Below are 19427 nucleotides of genomic sequence, written 5' to 3'. Positions count from 1 at the left end.
TAGACAAGCAAACCCTAATACCCAACCTCGCCATAACGCCCACGGTAGTCTTTGGGCGTCATGTCATAACCTTTCTTGAACACCGAATAAAAATACTGCAGTGACGGGTAGCCACACATCTGTGAAATCTCGTTGATGGTCAACGAGGTAGCCGTCAGCAGGTTGCGGGCGCGATCCAGCTTTTCCTGATGGATCATATGGTGGATAGTTTCGCCGGTTTCATCCCTGAAGCGTTTTTCCAGGTTGGAGCGCGACAGGCCAATCGCGTCCAGCACCTGCTCGACCTTGATGCCCTTGCAGGCGTGATGACGAATGTAATGCATTGCCTGAATTACCGCCGGATCGCGCAGCGAGCGGAAATCGGTAGAACGACGTTCAATCACCTTCACCGGCGGCACCAGAATGCGCTGCAGCGGCAGCTCACGGCGATCGAGCAGTTGGTGCAGCAGCTTGGCGGCACGATACCCCATCTGACGGGTACCCTGCGCTACCGAAGACAGCGCCACCCGCGACAGGTAACGCGTCAGTTCTTCATTGTCGATGCCGATCACGCAAAGCTTTTCCGGCACCGCGATGTCCAGATGTTCGCACACCTGCAGCAAATGGCGCGCCCGCGCATCGGTCACCGCGATGATGCCGGTCTGCTGCGGCAAGGTCTGCACCCAGTCCGCCAATCGGTTCTGCGCGTATTGCCAGTTATCCGGCGCGGTGGCCATGCCCTGATACACCACGCCCTGATACTGCTCCAGCGCGACCCGCTGGCGGAAAGCATGCTCACGCTCCTGCGCCCAGCGTTTACCGCCTTCACTGGGCAAACCATAGAAGGCAAAACGATTAATGCCTTTTTCTTTCAGGTGACTGAATGCCGCCTCCACCAGCGCCTGATTGTCGGTAGCAATGTAGTGCACCGGCGGATAGTCCTCGTCACGGTGATAAGAGCCGCCCACCCCGACAATCGGCACCCGGACGTTATGCAGCAGTTGCTCGATGGCACCATCGTCGAAATCGGCGATCACCCCATCGCCCAGCCAGTCCTTGATGTTGTCGATACGGCAGCGAAAATCCTCTTCGATAAAGATGTCCCAGTCACATTGTGAGGCCTGTAAATACTCACCTACGCCCTCAACCACCTGACGGTCGTACACTTTATTGGCGTTGAACAACAACGTAATGCGAAAGCGCTTTTCAAACATGCCACATCCCCGGTAAACGAACTGCCCTCTGGGTCTGGGATAGCACAACTATCTGCAAGAACAGCAGGCATCACCTCATAACTGTGAGCTCAGACGCTATTCTTTTATGCCCGGCGCTTGGTGGCGGAGTCCATCCATACCGCCAGCAGCAAAATGGCGCCCTTGACGATGTACTGCCAGAAGGTCGGCACGTCCAGCATGCTCATGCCGTTATCCAGCGACGCCATAATGAATGCGCCCATCACCGCGCCGGCCACGCTACCGATGCCCCCCGCCAGGCTGGTGCCGCCAATCACGCAGGCAGCGATGGCGTCCAGCTCGGCGATATTGCCCGCCGAAGGCGAACCGGCACCCAGGCGCGAACTGAGGATCAACCCGGCAATCGCCACCATCAGGCCGTTGATGGCGAACACCGCCAGCTTGGTGCGCTCGACGTTAACGCCCGACAGCCGCGCAGCGTCAATATTGCCGCCGATGGCGTAGATCCGACGGCCAAAAGCGGTGCGGGTGGCCATAAATATCCCCGCCAACATCAGTGCGGTGAGGATCAGCACCGGCGTCGGTACCCCACGGTAATCATTGAGCAAATAGATAGCCCCGAGCACCAGCAGCGCCAAAATGCTTTGTCGGGTGACGTCACCGCCTGCTGTCGCCACCGGCAAACCGAGCTGGGCACGCCGACTGCGTCGCCGCCACTGCCAGGCGACAAACAGCATCAACCCAACGGCACCGATGCCAAAACCCAGGCCGTTCGGCAAATAGCTCTGGCCAATTTGCGACATCGCTCCGCTGGTCGGCGCGACCGTGGTGCCATTGGTAATGCCGATCAGGATGCCGCGAAAGGCCAGCATGCCCGCCAGGGTAACGATAAACGACGGAACCTTGCGATAGGCCACCCACCAGCCGTTCCAGGCCCCCAACAGCAGGCCGGCCAGCAGCGTCACCACGATGGTCAGCGGCAGCGGCCAACCCAGCCAGACGTCAAAAATCGCCGCCGCCCCGCCCAGCAGGCCCATCATTGAGCCGACCGACAGATCGATTTCTGCCGAAACAATCACGAACACCATGCCGACCGCCAAAATGCCGGTGATCGCCGTCTGGCGCAGCAGGTTGGAAATATTACGCGCGCTGAGATAGGCCCCTTCGGTGGTAAAGGTAAAGAACAGCATAATGACGACTATCGCCGCCAGCATCACAAACACCTGCAAATTGATGGATTTTAGTTTCACTATGGTTTTTTTCTCCACCATTGCCTGCACGATCGCTTCAGACTGCGTGTTTTTCGACATCTGTTTCACTCCTCAATGCGGCTTCCATCACCTGTTCCTGGGTCAAACCCTGGTTGACCAACGAAGCCTTGATACGCCCCTGGTGCATCACCAATACCCGATCGCTTAATCCCAGCACTTCCGGCAGCTCCGAAGACACCACGATCACCGAAATACCCTGCTGGACCAGCTGATTGATTAACTTATAGATTTCGTGTTTGGCACCGATATCGATACCGCGCGTCGGCTCATCCAGAATGAGAATTTTCGGCTTCAGTAGCAGGCATTTGGCGAGTATGGCCTTCTGCTGGTTACCGCCGCTCAGCCGGGCTATCGCCAGCTCGGGTGAGGAAGTCTTCACTTTTAACTGCGCCAGCGATTGGCGAATGGTCGCCTGTTCCCGTGCATCATCAAGCACCGTCAGCACGCCGCTAAAGTCGCTCAGCGCCGCCAACGTCATGTTGGCCCCCACGCCCATCACCGGCACGATGCCATCACGCTTGCGATCTTCCGGCACCATGGCAATGCCATATCGCATCGCCTGGCGGCAATTGTTGATGACGGCCGGCTGGCCATTGAGGCTAATGCTCCCCTGCCAACGGCCAGGGTAGACGCCGAACAGGCACTGCATGGTTTCGGTGCGCCCGGAGCCAACCAACCCGGCCACCCCGAGGATCTCGCCGCGTCGCAGGGTGAAAGAAACATCGTCCACCCGACGAACGTGGCGGTTCACCGGGTGCCAGGCGGTGAGATTATCCACCTGCAGGATCACCTCGCCGATATCATGCTGTTGCTGCGGATAGAGCTCGGTTAATTCGCGCCCAACCATCATGGCGATAATGTCGTCCTCGCTCATTTCCGCTGCCGGGCGCGTACCGATATGCTTGCCATCGCGGATCACGCAGATCAGATCCGAGATCGCCTTCACCTCATTGAGCTTGTGCGAAATGTAAATGCAGGCGATGCCGTGATCGCGCAGATCCTCGATGATCGCCAGCAGCGTAGCGGTTTCACTTTCGGTCAGCGACGCCGTCGGCTCATCGAGCACCAGCAGCCGCACCTGCTTGTTCAGCGCCTTGGCAATCTCCACCAGCTGTTGCTGCCCCAGACCCAGTTCGCCGATCGGGGTGTTGGGATCCACCGCCAGCTTGACCTGCGCCAGCATCCGTCGGCAGCGCAGATACATGGCGTCATAATCCATTACGCCGTACCGGCGCCATTCATTGCCGAGAAACATGTTTTCCAGCACCGTCATCTGCTTCACCAGCGCCAGCTCCTGATGAATGATGGCGATGCCTTTCTGCTCGGTGTCGCGAATATTTTTCGCCGCTAATAAATCATCAGAGAAATAAATATCGCCCTGATAACTGCCATGCGGATATATACCGCACAACACTTTCATCAGGGTGGACTTTCCCGAACCGTTTTCACCACACAGCGATAATACCTGGCCTGCCTCTAACTTCAGGCTGACATTATCTACCGCCTTGACCGCACCGAATTGCATGGTGATATTTTTCATTTCTAATAGGCTGGGCATTATTCCCTCCGGATTACCGGCTTGCGGAATTAATTAATCTCGGCTTTTTTATGGAAACCGTCGGCAACAATGGTGCTGTCGATATTCGATTTATCAACCGGAATAGGGGTTAATAACCAGGATGGCACGTCTTTGCTGCCGTTATTTAATGTGGCGTTGGCCTTCGGTTGTTCACCCTTGCCCAGTTGCACCGCGATGCCCGCCGCCTCGTCGGCCAGTTTGCTGATTGGCTTATACACCGTCATGGTCTGGGTACCGGCGACAATGCGCTTCACCGCCGCCAAATCGGCATCCTGACCGGAAATAGCCACCTTGCCCGCCAGGCCCTGCGCGGCCAGCGCCTGGATAGCGCCGCCGGCGGTGGCATCGTTGGAAGCCACTACCGCGTCAATCTTGTTATTGTTGGCAGTCAGCGCATTTTCCATGATTTTTAATGCGTTTTCCGGCAACCATCCGTCGACCCACTGATCGCCCACCACTTTGATTTTCCCACCGTCAATCAGCGGTTGCAGCACCTTCATCTGCCCCTGGCGGAACAGCTTGGCGTTGTTATCCACCGGCGAGCCGCCCATCAGGAAATAATTGCCCTGCGGCACCCGCTGCACCAGGCTTTGCGCCTGCAGCTCACCGACCTTTTCATTATCAAAGGAGATGTAAAAATCGATATCGGCGTTATTGATCATGCGATCGTAAGCCAGCACTTTAATGCCTTCCCGCTTGGCTTCGCTGATGACGTTACTCAACACCTTGCCGTTGTAGGGAATAATCACCAGCACGTCGACGCCGCGGTTGATCATATTTTCAATCTGCGCCATCTGGGTTTCTTCATTACCATTGGCCGACTGAACAAACACATCCGCCCCCAGCGCTTTGGCTTTGCTGACGAAGATGTCGCGGTCCTTCTGCCAGCGCTCCAGGCGCAGGTCGTCGATCGCCATGCCGATTTTGACTTCTTTGCTCTGCGCCGGTTGGCTCGCCAGCGCCAGCAGCGCACAGACCGAAAGGAACACAGGTTTGAATTTCATCTTATATACCTTTGTTATTTAACGGGTAGGGGCAATAATTGAAACGGACTGGTGATGCAACTTAGAGCGGATTGTTATCGGTTATTTAATATTCAGCAATTACTGATTTTTACCGGCCAATTATGATTTTTGGTTTAATGTTGTTTTTATGATGGCGGTCATGCTTTCGCGCTGAAAAACAGCAGGTCGACAAATAAAAGTGAATTAAGCCTTAAATAAACTGCGGTTAATAACCAATTATGAGATCTGTCGCACATTTAATAATTCTGTGAATTTAACTGTGAAATAACGTAATTGAGCAGCCTGTCGCAAACTCCGAAGATAAAGCCATCCCGTAAACCGGGCATTGCTACCCAGGAGTCGATAATGCAATCTTATTTTGATCAGCTTGAGCAAGTGCGCTACGAAGGCCCCACCAGTAATAATCCGCTGGCCTTTCATCATTACAATCCGGATGAACTGGTGCTCGGCAAGCGCATGGCGGAGCACCTGCGCTTTGCCGCCTGCTACTGGCACACCTTCTGCTGGAACGGTGCGGACATGTTCGGCGTCGGCTCGTTCGATCGCCCCTGGCAGCAGCCGGGCGACGCGCTGGCGTTAGCCAAACGTAAGGCCGACGTGGCGTTCGAGTTTTTCCACAAGCTGAACGTTCCCTATTACTGCTTCCATGACGTCGACGTCTCGCCGGAAGGCGCTTCGCTGAAAGAGTACCTGCACAACTTTGCGGTCATGACCGACGTGCTGGAAGAAAAACAACACAGCAGCGGGGTAAAACTGCTGTGGGGCACCGCCAACTGCTTTACCCATCCGCGTTACGGTGCCGGTGCGGCCACCAACCCGGATCCGGAAGTCTTCAGTTGGGCCGCCACCCAGGTGTTCACCGCCATGAATGCTACCCAGCGCCTGGGCGGTGAAAACTACGTGCTGTGGGGCGGCCGCGAAGGCTATGAAACCTTGCTGAATACCGATCTGCGCCAGGAGCGTGAGCAAATTGGCCGCTTTATGCAGATGGTGGTGGAGCACAAGCACAAAACCGGTTTCCAGGGCACCCTGCTGATCGAGCCAAAACCTCAGGAGCCGACCAAGCATCAATACGATTACGACGTCGCCACCGTGTACGGCTTCCTCAAGCAGTTTGGCCTGGAGAAAGAGATCAAGGTGAATATCGAAGCCAACCACGCCACGCTGGCAGGCCATTCGTTCCACCATGAGATCGCCACCGCCATTGCGCTCGGCATCTTTGGTTCCGTCGATGCCAACCGGGGCGACCCACAGTTGGGCTGGGATACCGACCAGTTCCCGATCAGCGTGGAAGAGAACGCGCTGGTGATGTTCGAAATTCTCAAGGCCGGGGGCTTTACCACCGGCGGGCTGAACTTCGATGCCAAGGTACGCCGTCAAAGCACCGACAAATACGACCTGTTCTATGGCCATATTGGGGCTATGGATACCATGGCACTGGCGCTGAAGGTCGCGGCTAAAATGGTGACCGACGGCCAGTTACATCAGCAGGTATCAAAACGCTATGCCGGCTGGAATGGTGAATTGGGCCAGCAAATTTTGCAGGGCAAACTGTCGCTCGAGGCGCTGGCGCAGTACGCTGAAGGACATGCACTGGCGCCACAGCACGTCAGCGGCCGCCAGGAACAGCTTGAAAACCTGATGAACCGCTATCTGTTCGGCTAACTGACCCCGCGCGGCACTCGCCGCGCCTTTAAGGATCTTTTCCATGTATATCGGCATCGACCTCGGCACGTCCGGCGTAAAAGTCATTTTGCTCAGTGAGCAGGGCCAATTGCTCGCCAGCCACGGTGAGTCGCTGCCCATCTCCCGCCCTCATCCCTTATGGTCAGAGCAGGCCCCGCAGGACTGGTGGCACGCCACCGATCGCGCCATGCTGGCGCTGGGCAAGCAACACAGCCTGCAACAGGTGAAGGCCATCGGTCTCAGCGGCCAGATGCACGGCGCCACGCTGTTGGACGCACGGCAACAGGTGCTACGCCCGGCCATTTTGTGGAATGACGGCAGAAGCGGCGCGCAATGCCTGGCGCTGGAACAGGCGGTGCCGCAATCGCGGCAAATCACCGGTAACCTGATGATGCCGGGCTTCACCGCCCCTAAACTGCTGTGGGTGCAACAGCATGAACCCCAGGTGTTTGATCGCATCGATAAGGTGCTGTTGCCAAAAGATTATTTACGCTGGTGCCTCACCGGCGACTTCGCCAGCGACATGTCGGACGCTGCCGGCACCGGCTGGCTAAACGTGGCGCAGCGCGACTGGAGCGCCGAGATGCTGGCCGCCTGCGGCCTGACCCGCCAGCAGATGCCGCAACTGTTCGAGGGCAATCAGGTCACCGGGCAAACGCATACCGAACTGGCCCGGCGCTGGGGCATGTCCCCGGTACCTGTGGTGGCCGGTGGCGGCGATAATGCCGCCGGGGCGATCGGTGTCGGGCTGTATCAGGCCGGGCAGGCGATGCTGTCGCTCGGTACCTCAGGGGTTTATTTTGCCGTCAGCGACGGCTTCCTCAGCAACCCGGCCAGCGCGGTGCACAGTTTCTGCCATGCGCTGCCCGACACCTGGCATTTGATGTCGGTGACGCTCAGCGCCGCCTCCTGTCTGGACTGGGTTTGCAAACTGACTAACGTCGAAGACGTCGCCACCCTGCTGCGCAATGTCGAACAGGCCCCCCCGGCGGCGGCTCCGCTGTGGTTCCTGCCCTACCTGTCCGGCGAACGGACGCCGCATAACAATCCGAACGCCAAGGGGGCATTCTGGGGCCTCACCCATCAGCACGGGCCGAACGATCTGGCGCGTGCGGTGCTGGAAGGCGTCGGTTTCGCTCTGGCAGAGGGCATGGATGTATTGCACGCCAGCGGCCTGCAGCCCACCAGCATCACCCTGATTGGCGGCGGTGCGCGTAGCCCGTTCTGGCGGCAAATGCTGGCGGACATCAGTGGTCAACGGCTGGAATACCGCACCGGCGGTGACGTCGGCCCGGCGCTGGGGGCCGCGCGGCTGGCCCAAATCGCACTGAACCCGCAGCGCCCACTCGGCGAAATGCTGCCTGAGTTGCCGCTGGAGCAGGTGCATACCCCTAATGCCGAGCGCCATCAGCAGTACGCCGAACAGCGCAGCACCTTCCGCGAACTCTATACTCGCTTGTTGCCGCTGATGTAAAACCAGTGGGGGCATTAGCCCTGCCCCCTTATTATTGCCAAATCGAATAGTCGCCAGTGGCAAATGTCACTGCCAACCCGCCAGCTCCTCTCCTAAATTGGTGGCTGTCTTTTGACGCACTTCACCTCTGGATTAAGGAACTGAACGTGGAAAAAAACCAACAACAAAGCCGCAGAGCTTTCCTCAGCCAAACCGGCAAAATCACCACTGCCTGCGCGGTGATCGGCCTGACCGGCGGCGTGGCGCAGGCCGCCGTCCCCACTGGCAGCCCTTGTTTACCGGAGGCCCAACCCATGACCCTGACCGACAGCCACTACTGGCTGAGCGATGTGCGGCTGGAAGAGGGTTTCGAGTACGATGGCGACACGGTGATCGGCACCCGCACCGCGCTCTATCAGCTTGAAATCAAAGACGGCAAGATTGCGGCCATCCACCCGAAGGATACCGCGGCCCCCGCTGGCGTACCGCGCTATCAGGCACAGGGCCAGTTACTGCTGCCGGCATTTCGCGACATGCATATCCATCTGGATAAAACCTTTTACAGCGGCCCATGGCAGGCACCGCGCCCGCGTCAGGGCAAAACCATCATGGATATGATCGCGCTGGAACAAACATTAATCCCCAAACTGTTGCCCACCTCGCAACAGCGCGCAGAAAACCTGATCGCCCTGCTGCAATCCAAAGGCAGCACCGTGGCGCGCAGCCACTGCAATATCGATCCGGTCAGCGGGCTGAAAAGCCTGGAACACCTGCAGCGCGCGCTGGAAAATCACCGGGCAGATTTTAGCTGTGAAATCGTCGCCTTCCCGCAGCACGGGCTGCTGCATTCCAAAGTCGACGGTTTGATGCGCGAAGCCATGCAGATGGGAGTGCAATACGTTGGCGGGCTGGACCCGACCAATGTCGACGGGGCGATGGAGCAGTCGCTGGATGCCATGTTCCAGATTGCGCTCGATACCGGCAAAGGCGTCGATATCCACCTGCACGAAACCAGCCCGGCCGGGGTGGCAGCCATCAACTACATGATTACCACCGTAGAAAAGAACCCTTCGCTACGCGGCAAAGTCACCATCAGCCATGCCTTTGCCCTGACCGCGCTGAACCCGAATGAATTAGAGGAAACCGCCACCCGACTGGCGGCGCAGCAAATCACCATCGCCTCGACGGTGCCGATCGGTGGGTTGATGATGCCACTGCCGCAGCTCAGTGAAAAAGGGGTATTTGTGATGACCGGAACCGACAGCGTGATCGACCATTGGTCACCGTTCGGCACCGGCGATATTCTGGAAAAAGCCAACCTTTACGCCCAGCTCTATCGGGGTTCCGACGAGTTCCATCTGTCACGCGCCATGGCGATTTCCACCGGCGGCGTGCTGCCGCTGAATGACAAAGGCCAACGGGTGTGGCCCAAAGCCGGGGACAGCGCGGAGTTCGTGTTGATCGACGCCAGTTGCTCCGCCGAAGCGGTAGCCCGTCTGCCAACGCGCCGCACCACCTTCCATCAAGGGCGGCTGGTGGCCGGCCAGGTTGGCAAAGCCTGATGCTGGTCCGCTAATGCCACCATGATGGCCGTTTTTGGCCTTCTCCCTTGCAGAATAACGGCTCAGTATGGCGTTATACCTAATTGGCGGAGGGCCGAAAATGTCACATAGCGCGTTATTGATCATCGATGTTCAACAATCATTTCAGCATCGTCCATTCTGGCAAGAGCAGGATCTCCCCGCTTTCCAACAGGCGCTGACGCGGCTGATTGAAGGCTGCCGCCAGCAGGGCGTAGCGCTGGTTGATGTATTTCATGTATCGCCAGAGGGGCCATTTTCGTTGGCGTCCGGCTGGGTAAAACGCCTGCCGTTCCTCGACCATCAGGCCGATGTCACCGTACACAAACAGGTGCACAACGCGCTGACCGAATCCGGCCTGGATGCCTGGCTGCTGGAGCGACATATCAAGCATTTGATTATTTGCGGCATTCGTACCGAACAGTGCTGTGAAACCACCACCCGGGTGGCGGCCGATCTCGGCTATCAGGTGACTTTCGTGACCGAGGCCACGCTGACTTTCCCGATGCAGCATCCCGATGGAGAAGTCTTTACCACCGAACAACTCAAGCGGCATACTGAGACGGTGCTGGTCGACCGCTTCGCCCGCATCGCCAGCGTGGATGAGGCTCTGGCGCAACTCTCACAGGAGTAACCATGCCGCAGGCCGTCTACTTTCTGATGCTGCCCCAGGTGCTGTCGCTGGACGTTAGCGGCCCAGCCGAAACCCTGCGCCTGGCCGGGCAGTTCAGCCTGCACTACATCAGCCCAGTGCCGCAGGTTACCTGCTCGGTTGGCATGACGTTGAGTCAGCTACAGCCGCTGCCTGATCGGCTGGAAGACGGCGCTATTTTAGTGGTGCCGGGCGTCAGTGATTCGCAACATTTCTTCGCCAATGGGCCGGCCGAACAGGCCCGTCGCTGGCTGGCCGCGCTGCAACCCGACCTGCAACAGCAACGTATCACGCTGGTTTGTGTCTGTTCCGGCGCCCTGCTAGCGGCACAGGCCGGTTTGCTCGACGGTTACCAGTGCACCACCCATCACGACGTGATTGAACGCATGCGCCAGCAGGCCCCGGCAGCGCAGGTGAAAGAAAACCGCATCTTTGTTGAAGACCGCAGCGTTTACACCAGCGCCGGCATCACCGCCGGGATCGATCTGGCGTTGCACCTGATTAATCGCCAATGCGGCGCTAGCCGGGCGATGGAGATTGCCCGGGAAATGGTGGTGTATTTTCGCCGGTCCGGCGACGATCCGCAGCTTTCACCCTGGCTTCGCTACCGTAACCATCTGCACCCGGCAGTGCACCGGGCGCAAGACGTGATGGCCGCCGAGCCGGAAGCGGAATGGTCAGTACCGCAGGTGGCGGAAAAGGCCCATGTCAGCAGCCGCCATCTGGCACGGCTATTCCGCAGCCATGTTGGCATCAGCGTGCGTGAGTACCATGAACAATTACGGCTGGCGTTGGCGCAGCAGCGCCTGCAGCAAGGCTATGGACTGGAGAAAGCGGCGTTGGCCGCGGGATTTTCCTCCGGCCGCCAACTGCGCCGCGCCCAGCAGCGCGGCTCAATCGGCTTATGACACCAACCGTCGAGTGTCTATTTTCTGCAGGCCTATCGACAGCAGCAGGCTAAGCGCCAGCGCCACGCCAAACACCCAGAAGATATCCAGCAACGGATGACTGGTCAGTTCCAGGTGCCGGTTGCGCATAAAGTTAACGATAATGGCGTGAAAACCGTAGATCGCCAGCGAATGGCGGGAAAAAACGCCCAACCAGCCAATCGGCTCCGGCAGGCAGTTTTTAAACCAGATAACCAAAGACACCGCCGCGATAAACACCAGCGGGCCGCAGTAAATGTAATAGGTATCGGCGAAGTTGCCGTTGATAAACATCTGGCTTTTGGTGCCGTGGATAATCAACGCCACGCTGGCTACAAACCCCAACGCCGCCAGACCACTGACGCCCCGCCCCTGGGTGTCCATCATGCCAATCGCCCGTCCGGCCAACGCATACAGCAGGTAATAGAAGGTATCGCCGTAGATATACAGATTCACCGGTAACAGGTGCGTGTTACCCAGGGTCAGCGAGCTGGTATTGGGGTTGGCAATCACCGCCAGGATCACCAGCACCCCGGCCAGATAGCGGCGCGATACCGGCTTGACGCTGACCAGCGGCGACAGCAAATAAATGACCGCAATCGCATAGAAGAACCACAGGTGATAGAACACCGGCTTGAGTAACATGCCGCGCAGCGACGGCCAGAAGCCGATTTTGGTGAACACCGCAATATAGATCAACGCGATGGTGCTGTAGAACAGGATGCAACAGCCAATGCGGATGAAATGTTTCTTGCCTGCGCTTTTCTCACCGAAAAACAGATAGCCGGAAATCATGAAAAACAACGGCACCGAGACGCGTGACAGCGAGTTCAGCACATTGGCGATATCCCAGTTGTGTTCCCCCACCGCCACTCCGCTGGTGACGTAATAGGTGGTGGCGTGGATCATCACCACCATCATGCACGCCACCGCGCGCAGGTTATCTATCCAGCCAATTTTATTACTCAAAGGTCGCCCGTAATATTGTCATCTTCGTTTGTTATAAAGAGGTTAACCAGCGAAAGTGTGGGTGGCAACCCTGACGGGCAATATCAGAATGTGCTTAAACAACACCTGATGATTGCCAAGGTGAACAATTGGCGGCAAAATAGCCGCAACAACTCGCTCAGATAGCGTTCCCCGCCCTGACAGTTCCTTATTTATTCTTTACTTTCAGTACGATAACTATGAAAACAACATTACCACCTGCGGCTCGCTTGGGTCGACAGGCGCTTTTATTCCCTCTTTGTCTGGTGCTGTTCGAGTTCGCCACCTATATCGCCAACGATATGATCCAGCCTGGCATGCTGGCGGTGGTGGCAGATTTCAACGCCGGTGAAGAGTGGGTGCCAACCTCAATGACCGCCTATCTGGCCGGCGGTATTTTCCTGCAGTGGCTGCTGGGGCCATTGTCGGATCGCCGTGGTCGTCGCCCGGTGATGCTGGCGGGTGTGGCATTCTTTATCGTCGCCTGCCTGGCGATTTTGCTGGTGACCAGCATCGAGCAATTTATCTTTATGCGTTTCCTGCAGGGGATTGGCCTGTGCTTTATCGGCGCGGTCGGCTACGCCACGATACAGGAATCTTTTGAGGAATCGGTGTGCATAAAAATCACCGCGCTGATGGCCAACGTGGCGCTGATTGCCCCGCTGCTCGGGCCATTGGCCGGTGCTGCGCTGATCCACGTCGCGCCGTGGCAGAGCATGTTCGTGCTGTTCGCGGCGCTGGCGGCCTTTGCCTTCTATGGCCTGTGGAAAGCGATGCCGGAAACCGCGTCGCTGCAGGGTGAGAAACTCTCGGCCGCCAACCTGTGGCGTGACTATCGCCAGGTGTTGTCCAACCGTCGTTTTGTCTGCGGGGCGCTGGCCATTGGCTTCGCCAGCCTGCCGTTGCTGGCCTGGATTGCCCAATCACCGGTGATCCTGATCAGCGGCGAGTCGCTGTCGACGCTCGATTACGGCCTGCTGCAAATTCCGGTGTTCGGTGCGCTGATCCTCGGCAACCTGACGCTGGCGCGTTTGACCGGTAAAAACAGCGTACAACGCCTGATCAAACTGGGTGCAGGGCCAATGATGCTGGGGCTGTTGATCGCGGCGCTGGCTACCCTGTTCTCGACTCACGCCTACCTGTGGATGACCGCCGGCCTGAGCCTGTACGCCTACGGCATCGGGCTGGCCAACGCCGGGCTGTACCGCCTGACGCTGTTCTCAAGCTCCGTCAGCAAAGGCACGGTTTCCGCCACCATGGGCATGCTGAGCATGATGGTGTTCACCGTCGGCATAGAACTGGCGAAAGTGGCCTACGTTTGGGGCGGCAGCGGGTTGTTCAATTTGTTCAACCTGATTAGCGGCCTGTGCTGGCTGGCGCTGGTGGCGCTGTTCCTCAGCAAACGCCGCAGCGGCGATGTGACGCCGACGGCAACAACAAGCCTGTGATCTCTTCTGATGGGGTGCAGAACCCCATCAGGCATGAGGGAGATATAACGTTTGTAAGCGGGTTAACGCCATATTGATAGCCGTCTTATCGAACAACCCTGCCTTCCGTTGCGCCCAACGCTCACCTGCAGGCCAGTGACGAATACCTTCTGCCAGTGACTCCTCGTCGGCAGAGACATGTTCCTGGCAGACTAACCAATCAATAGTCGAGAGTAATTCCAGCCCATAAGGCGATTCAAAACCATCAATCAACTCCGTTGTCTTCTGCAACGCAGGTAACCAGGTTTTAGCTTCACTTTTGAGATAGGCAAGTACCACATCGCGCTTGGCATCATTAAACCAGATAATATCCAAGGGTTTAGCATCACCCAGACGTTTCTCGCAGCGTAAATAGCTTCCATCCAACCCGTTGAGCAAATGACGCAGTCTGTCCGCATAAGGGCCATAATTCTGAGCTTTAAACTGGAGATTCAAGGGGTTTTCAACCTGTTGCGCGATGATTGCACGTTCCAGGAACCACGCCAGCTTTTGTATTTCAAGTAAACTGCACTCCATCCCCAAGACCCAATAGCGACGGACCAACTCAGCGATCAGCGCCCGAGCTGGTGTGAGTTTCTCGACACCTACGTTTTTTGCCACATTCTGATATTTTTCAATGGGTTCATAAATAATGATATCCACCTGCGGCAAATCGCTGAGCTCTTGAATAATCACTTCACGAACTTCGGGCCAGCCCAGCCCGCCATGCCCTGCCCCAAGAGGTGGGATGGCAATTGAGGCAATCTCATTTTGCATGATGAAGAGGCGGAGATCGCGTAATCCTTCAACAATCCACTCTAATTTGGACGGACTGCGCCAATGTTGTTTGGTCGGAAAATTAATAATCCAACGCGGCCCCATTAGCTCACCGGTATCGGTAACGAACATTTTGCCGGTTTGCACCGCCCCGGCCTTACATGCCGCCGAATAGGCTTTCATATTGGCCGGGAAACGTTCTTTGAACATTAGGGCAATGCCTTTACCCATGACGCCGACGGTATTAACGGTGTTGACCAGAGCCTCTGCAGACGCATCCAGCAGGTTACCTTGAGTAAAACGAATCATTGGTTTCCCCCACCATTAAAATACCAATCTGGCAAACACTGTATGTTCAGCAAATGACCGATTTCTTTTTGCAATTCTTCTTGTAACACCGGGCTATAACAGACAATCCCTAACAATGCAGTGACGGGCAAATGTTGATGAACCAAAGCCTCAGCCTGATAACGCTCTATTTGCTCAGGTTTATCGAGAACCCGGTGGAAATTACGTTGCTGCAATAATTCCCAGTCGATTTTATCCAACTGTTCGAGATGGCTATAGTAACCAGCCATAGGGGTATAGGCATGACGATCGGTAAACACAAAAACCCGTTCTAACTGCTGCAACCGGTGCAGGCTTGAAACCAGGATGACAATGTCTTCGTTATCCTGCCGGGTTACGCCACCACGACCAGTATGAATATTGTACAGCATCGGCGAGAACGGCGTGAAATAGAAAGGGATATAGTCGTTCAGTGTCCCACCAGGAGCAACAGGCACCCTGCGTTGTTTACGGCGTTCAATCAGCTCCATGTTGCCAATATTCACCCAGTCAGAAGCTTTTATCTCGCTGCTACCGGCATACAAACCATTGGCCAGGATCCAGGGAAGATTATCCTTGTGAACGATGCGCCAAATCAGCGCTTTTTTGGGGTTCAGGCTCTTATAGTTCGCCATGTTGCTTCAAGAACATCCATTGGTTAACGGTCACTCGGGGAGTATATTTAGTCTCTGTAAGCAACGCATCTACTTGCTGCTTTGTCTCCTCATCTTTACACCAAATCGTGTTAAACAACGCAGGCTCTACCTTTCCCGGCGCTAAGCACTCTGCCATGCAAACACATTTTGATTGGCTATCATGATAGTCACGCCGCTCCATGCTTGCCCAATCAATTTGACCAACACCGTCTAAATAATCAAACAGTTGTATATCTTCATGGGAAAGAGGGTGACGAGGAACAATGCGCCAATTGTCGCGCGCCGCAATATCACGACGGACGCTGATGATAATAAATTGCTTACCTTGATGTTCAGATTGAACCCTCCCATCAAAAGGGTTGTTGGCAAAGAAGTGGAACGGTACCTGGTAGTCCAAACCCAGTTTTTTTCGTTTTTCTAAAATGCCACCGTCTGCAACATCTTCAAATAATTCAGGATTAAGCTCAGCGCGGGTTAATAACCCCAGTTGCAAAATAGAAGACAAATTGCTCAGGCTGGTTAAATGATATAACAGTTGCCCATGTTCAATACTTCCCATGATATTCATCCTTAAATACATTAGGTTTACTGATGTAATCTATCAAATATTGAACAACCTTGGCTAAAGCAACATCACATTTTAAACAACCCACTGTCGCGCAGCAGGTGCTGGTTGCCCTTGCGGCGGGTGAAGCCGCTGCGGTCGAAGAACTCCAGCACCTGGATCGCCAGTTTGCGGCCCACGCCGAGCCGATCGCGAAAATCGGCGGCATTGGTGCTGCCCTGCTCCACATCAAGCTCACGGATCAGTGCAGCGAACTGTTCAATGCGTTGGCTTAAGTAGTAACGATCCACCACTACCGCCGTGACATGCCCCAACTGTGCCGCTTTACGCAATGTCGCCCGTATCCGGGCCTCGTCTTCGCCCAGTTCGGTCGCCAAATCGCGAACCCACCAGGCTTCATCGCCGAACCGCGGCTCGATAATTTCCCACAGGGCCAGTTCTTCAGCACTGAACGCCAGGCCGTGTTCCGGCAGGTGCAACCAACCCCGGGTATTGTTTATCAATCCCTCGGCCAGCAGCCGATCGATCATCATAAATACCAGCGGCTCAGCAAGCTGAGGCAGTGCCATGCGCCGCAGCCGCGCCCGCCCCAGACCGAGCTGATCGCTATGCTGCTGGTGGTAGTCGGCCAATACCTGTAGCAGACGCTGTTGACCCTGCTGCACATTCTCTTGCGCCAGCGCCATATCGCCGGCAATCAGCAACTCACGGCTCACCAGCAGTGCTGCCAGTTCGCCTGCCGTCAGTTGCCGGGCCCAGGCGAAGGCGGCCAGATCCAGTGCGCCATTAGGCAAATGCAATGCCAGCACCTGCCGGTCATCGTCGGCCTTTGCCAGCGCCGCCAGCCAGGCCAGATACTCAGGTTGGCGTTTGCCTCGCTTCGGGGTGGCCAAACTCAGCACTCTGGCGCCCCCCAGCGTTTGGCGAGCGCCAATATCACGTAGCACCAGCCGATCGTTTTCCGCCAACCAGAGTGGACGATCGAGGATCAGCTCTGCCAGCCCCTCATTGAGCAGCGAAACTCGCCCGGTGATATGGCTGGCGGCATGATGCAGATGCAGCGGTTGCCAGTGTTTGATCGGTTGGTCAGCATCCAGTGCGACCAAAATGCGCTCGGCAGCGGCCAGCGGCTTTTGCGCCAGCAGCCAGTCACCGCGCGCCACCTGTTCTTTACTGACGTCACCACTGATATTCAGTGCGATACGCTGCCCGGCCTGCGCCTGCTCAACCGGTTGGTTCTGCGCGTGCAGGCCTCGTACCCGCACCGGGGTATCGGCACCGGTCAGCCACAGCTGATCACCCACGGCGACTTGCCCCCCCAATGCGGTACCGGTCACCACCAGACCCGCGCCTTTAACGCTGAACGCGCGATCCACCGCCAGACGGAAGCGACGGGTTAACGCATGTTCGTCAGGCTGCAACGCCAGCAGATGCGCGCGCAGCGCGTCGATTCCCCGCGCCTGTAGCGTCGCAGTGACGAACATGGGCACCTGATGCCAACCCTGGTGCGTCAGCTCGTCACTTAGCTGACGTCGTACTTCTTCAATGCGTGCCTCATCCACCCGATCGGCCTTGGTCAGCGCCACCGTCAGCGCCGGCCGGCCACTCAACCGCAGTATCGCCAGGTGCTCGCGGGTTTGCGCCATCACGCCGTCGTCACAGGCCACCACCAGCAGCGCATGGTCAATGCCGCCGACGCCTGCCAGCATATTGGCGAGGAATTTTTCATGACCGGGCACGTCGATAAAGCCCAGCACCCGGCCATCGGGCTGCGGCCAGTAGGCATAGCCCAGATCCAGGGTCATGCCGCGGCGTTTCTCCTCCGGCAGGCGATCGGCGTTGATCCCGGTGATCGCCTGCAGCAGGGTGGTTTTGCCATGATCGACATGACCGGCGGTAGCGATAATCATGCGCTCAGCGCCTCAATCAATGCGTCTTCCTGCTCCAGACAGCGTAGATCCAGCCACAGCCTGCCGTCGTTAATGCGGCCAATCACCGGCTGCGGCAGAGCGCGCCAGCGTTCCGCCAATGCTTCCAGCGTTGCGCCGCGGCCGTCCTGCGGCGTAAAGGTCAATGCATAGCTGGGCAGCCGATCCACCGGCAATGAACCGCTACCGATCTGCGACCAGCACGGCTCGGCACGCAACTGGAAATGCCCGGTAAACTGCGGCGTCAGCGCCTGTAACAGTCGCTCGGCGGCATCCTGCATCGCCTGTTGTGGACGTGTCAGCAACCGCAACGTCGGCAACTGTTGCCCCAGCAGTTCGGGTTGTTGATAGAGACGTAAGGTGGCCTCCAGCGCCGCCAGCGTCAGTTTGCCGACGCGCAGCGCACGCTTTAACGGATGCTGCTGCAACCTGGCAATCAGCGCCTTTTTACCGACGATGATGCCGGCCTGTGGGCCGCCCAACAGTTTGTCACCGGAGAAGGTCACCAGATCAACACCGGCAGCCAGCAGTCGCTGCGGCATAGGTTCGGCCGGCAGGCCGTACTGCGCCATATCAATCAGCGAGCCGCTGCCCAGATCGGTGGCGGTCGGCAGGCCGTGTTCGGCACCCAGCTGCGCCAGCTCGGCTTCGTCCACCGCCGCGGTAAAGCCCTGAATGCTGTAGTTGCTGGTATGCACCTTCATCAACAACCCGGTCTGATCGTTAATCGCGTTACGGTAGTCTTTCAGATGGGTGCGGTTAGTGGTGCCTACTTCGACCAACTGGCAGCCCGCCTGACGCATCACGTCGGGAATACGGAACGCGCCGCCAATTTCCACCAGCTCACCGCGCGACACCACCACTTGCTTGCCGGGGGCGATCGCCGCCAGCATCAGCAATACCGCGGCCGCATTGTTATTGACGATGCAGGCGTCTTCCGCGCCGGTCAGTTGACACAGTAAATCCGCAACGGCGCGATCGCGATGCCCACGCCCGGCGCCATCGAGATCGTATTCCAGCGTCACCGCCGCGCCCATCGAACGCGTCACCGCCTCTATCGCCGGTTGCGCCAGCAGAGCCCGGCCGAGATTGGTGTGCAACACGGTACCGCTTAGATTGAATACCGGTGCCAACGACGGGCGCTGCTGCTGTGCCAGCCCGGCACCAAGCGCCTGCGGCCAATCGGCGCACCAATCAGGCAGCCGTTGATGCTGTTTAATAGTCTCACGCGCCTGCCATTGCAGTTGGCGCAGTAGCTCGCTAATCAGCGTCTGGCCATACTGCGCCACCAATGGTTCGATAGCGGGATCGCGCAACAGGCGGTCAATGGCGGGTAACTGGCTGTAAAGATGCTGGGATTCAGTGCTCATGGTCGCT

General features: G+C 57.3%; 16 protein-coding genes. 6 read left to right on the top strand and 10 right to left on the bottom strand.

What is annotated here, in order from left to right:
* Positions 1–14: 14 nt before the first annotated feature.
* From xylR to xylF, 4 genes are all read right to left on the bottom strand, one after another.
* On the bottom strand, positions 15–1193 hold the full coding sequence (gene xylR / locus ACSOSI_RS00365; protein WP_017891190.1) for a D-xylose utilization transcriptional activator XylR: 1179 nt from the start codon (positions 1191–1193) through the stop codon (positions 15–17).
* A 104-nt stretch (positions 1194–1297) separates the two neighbouring features.
* A complete protein-coding gene (gene xylH / locus ACSOSI_RS00360) occupies positions 1298–2482 on the bottom strand; it encodes a xylose ABC transporter permease XylH (RefSeq protein WP_476706386.1) in 1185 nt (394 codons plus the stop codon).
* Positions 2460–4001, bottom strand: coding sequence for a xylose ABC transporter ATP-binding protein (locus ACSOSI_RS00355; protein WP_012004573.1), 1542 nt, complete (start codon positions 3999–4001; stop codon positions 2460–2462). Before ACSOSI_RS00355 ends, xylH begins: the two co-directional genes overlap by 23 nt.
* A gap of 29 nt (positions 4002–4030) precedes the next feature.
* Positions 4031–5026, bottom strand: a complete 996-nt coding sequence (gene xylF, locus ACSOSI_RS00350; protein WP_012004572.1) for a D-xylose ABC transporter substrate-binding protein — start codon at positions 5024–5026, stop codon at positions 4031–4033.
* A 366-nt stretch (positions 5027–5392) separates the two neighbouring features.
* Between xylF and xylA the strand changes: the two genes are divergently transcribed.
* The 5 genes from xylA (at position 5393) to ACSOSI_RS00325 (ending at position 11326) form a co-directional block, all read left to right on the top strand.
* Positions 5393–6712, top strand: a complete 1320-nt coding sequence (xylA, locus tag ACSOSI_RS00345) for a xylose isomerase (RefSeq protein ID WP_085115228.1) — start codon at positions 5393–5395, stop codon at positions 6710–6712.
* A 43-nt stretch (positions 6713–6755) separates the two neighbouring features.
* Positions 6756–8207 carry a xylulokinase gene (xylB, locus tag ACSOSI_RS00340; RefSeq protein ID WP_476706385.1) on the top strand — a complete coding sequence of 484 codons (1452 nt, stop codon included), beginning with the start codon at positions 6756–6758 and terminating at the stop codon, positions 8205–8207.
* Between the two features lie 146 nt (positions 8208–8353).
* Positions 8354–9748: an amidohydrolase family protein gene (locus ACSOSI_RS00335; protein WP_261132780.1), complete on the top strand. Its 1395-nt coding sequence runs from the start codon at positions 8354–8356 to the stop codon at positions 9746–9748.
* A 100-nt stretch (positions 9749–9848) separates the two neighbouring features.
* A complete protein-coding gene (locus tag ACSOSI_RS00330) occupies positions 9849–10400 on the top strand; it encodes a cysteine hydrolase family protein (RefSeq protein ID WP_012004568.1) in 552 nt (183 codons plus the stop codon).
* Positions 10401–10402: 2 nt separating this feature from the next.
* Complete coding sequence (locus tag ACSOSI_RS00325) at positions 10403–11326, top strand: GlxA family transcriptional regulator (protein WP_476706384.1); 924 nt, start codon at positions 10403–10405, stop codon at positions 11324–11326.
* Here ACSOSI_RS00325 and ACSOSI_RS00320 read toward each other — a convergent pair.
* Positions 11321–12313 (bottom strand): acyltransferase, encoded by a 993-nt coding sequence (locus ACSOSI_RS00320; RefSeq protein ID WP_476706383.1) that lies wholly within the window; start codon positions 12311–12313, stop codon positions 11321–11323. The genes ACSOSI_RS00325 and ACSOSI_RS00320 overlap by 6 nt on opposite strands.
* Positions 12314–12531: 218 nt before the next feature.
* Between ACSOSI_RS00320 and ACSOSI_RS00315 the strand changes: the two genes are divergently transcribed.
* Positions 12532–13779 carry an MFS transporter gene (locus tag ACSOSI_RS00315; RefSeq protein ID WP_174354779.1) on the top strand — a complete coding sequence of 416 codons (1248 nt, stop codon included), beginning with the start codon at positions 12532–12534 and terminating at the stop codon, positions 13777–13779.
* Positions 13780–13806: 27 nt separating this feature from the next.
* Here the strand turns inward: ACSOSI_RS00315 and darG are convergent, their stop codons facing one another.
* From darG to selA, 5 genes are all read right to left on the bottom strand, one after another.
* The gene (darG, locus tag ACSOSI_RS00310) at positions 13807–14883 is read right to left on the bottom strand and encodes a type II toxin-antitoxin system antitoxin DNA ADP-ribosyl glycohydrolase DarG (RefSeq protein WP_476706382.1); all 1077 of its coding nucleotides are present in this window, start codon (positions 14881–14883) and stop codon (positions 13807–13809) included.
* Positions 14880–15536, bottom strand: a complete 657-nt coding sequence (gene darT / locus ACSOSI_RS00305; protein ID WP_476706381.1) for a type II toxin-antitoxin system toxin DNA ADP-ribosyl transferase DarT — start codon at positions 15534–15536, stop codon at positions 14880–14882. Before darT ends, darG begins: the two co-directional genes overlap by 4 nt.
* Positions 15523–16116, bottom strand: coding sequence for a DarT ssDNA thymidine ADP-ribosyltransferase family protein (locus ACSOSI_RS00300; protein ID WP_476706380.1), 594 nt, complete (start codon positions 16114–16116; stop codon positions 15523–15525). Before ACSOSI_RS00300 ends, darT begins: the two co-directional genes overlap by 14 nt.
* Positions 16117–16190: 74 nt before the next feature.
* Positions 16191–18032, bottom strand: a complete 1842-nt coding sequence (gene selB, locus ACSOSI_RS00295; RefSeq protein WP_476706379.1) for a selenocysteine-specific translation elongation factor — start codon at positions 18030–18032, stop codon at positions 16191–16193.
* Entirely contained in the window at positions 18029–19420 is a 1392-nt protein-coding gene (gene selA, locus ACSOSI_RS00290; protein WP_476706378.1) for an L-seryl-tRNA(Sec) selenium transferase, read from the bottom strand. Before selA ends, selB begins: the two co-directional genes overlap by 4 nt.
* Between the last annotated feature and the right edge of the window lie 7 nt (positions 19421–19427).

The sequence above is a fragment of the Serratia sp. AR11 genome (genome assembly GCF_056376275.1).
Note: the sequence above shows the minus strand (reverse complement) of the source record. Positions and strands in the feature narration are given on the sequence as shown.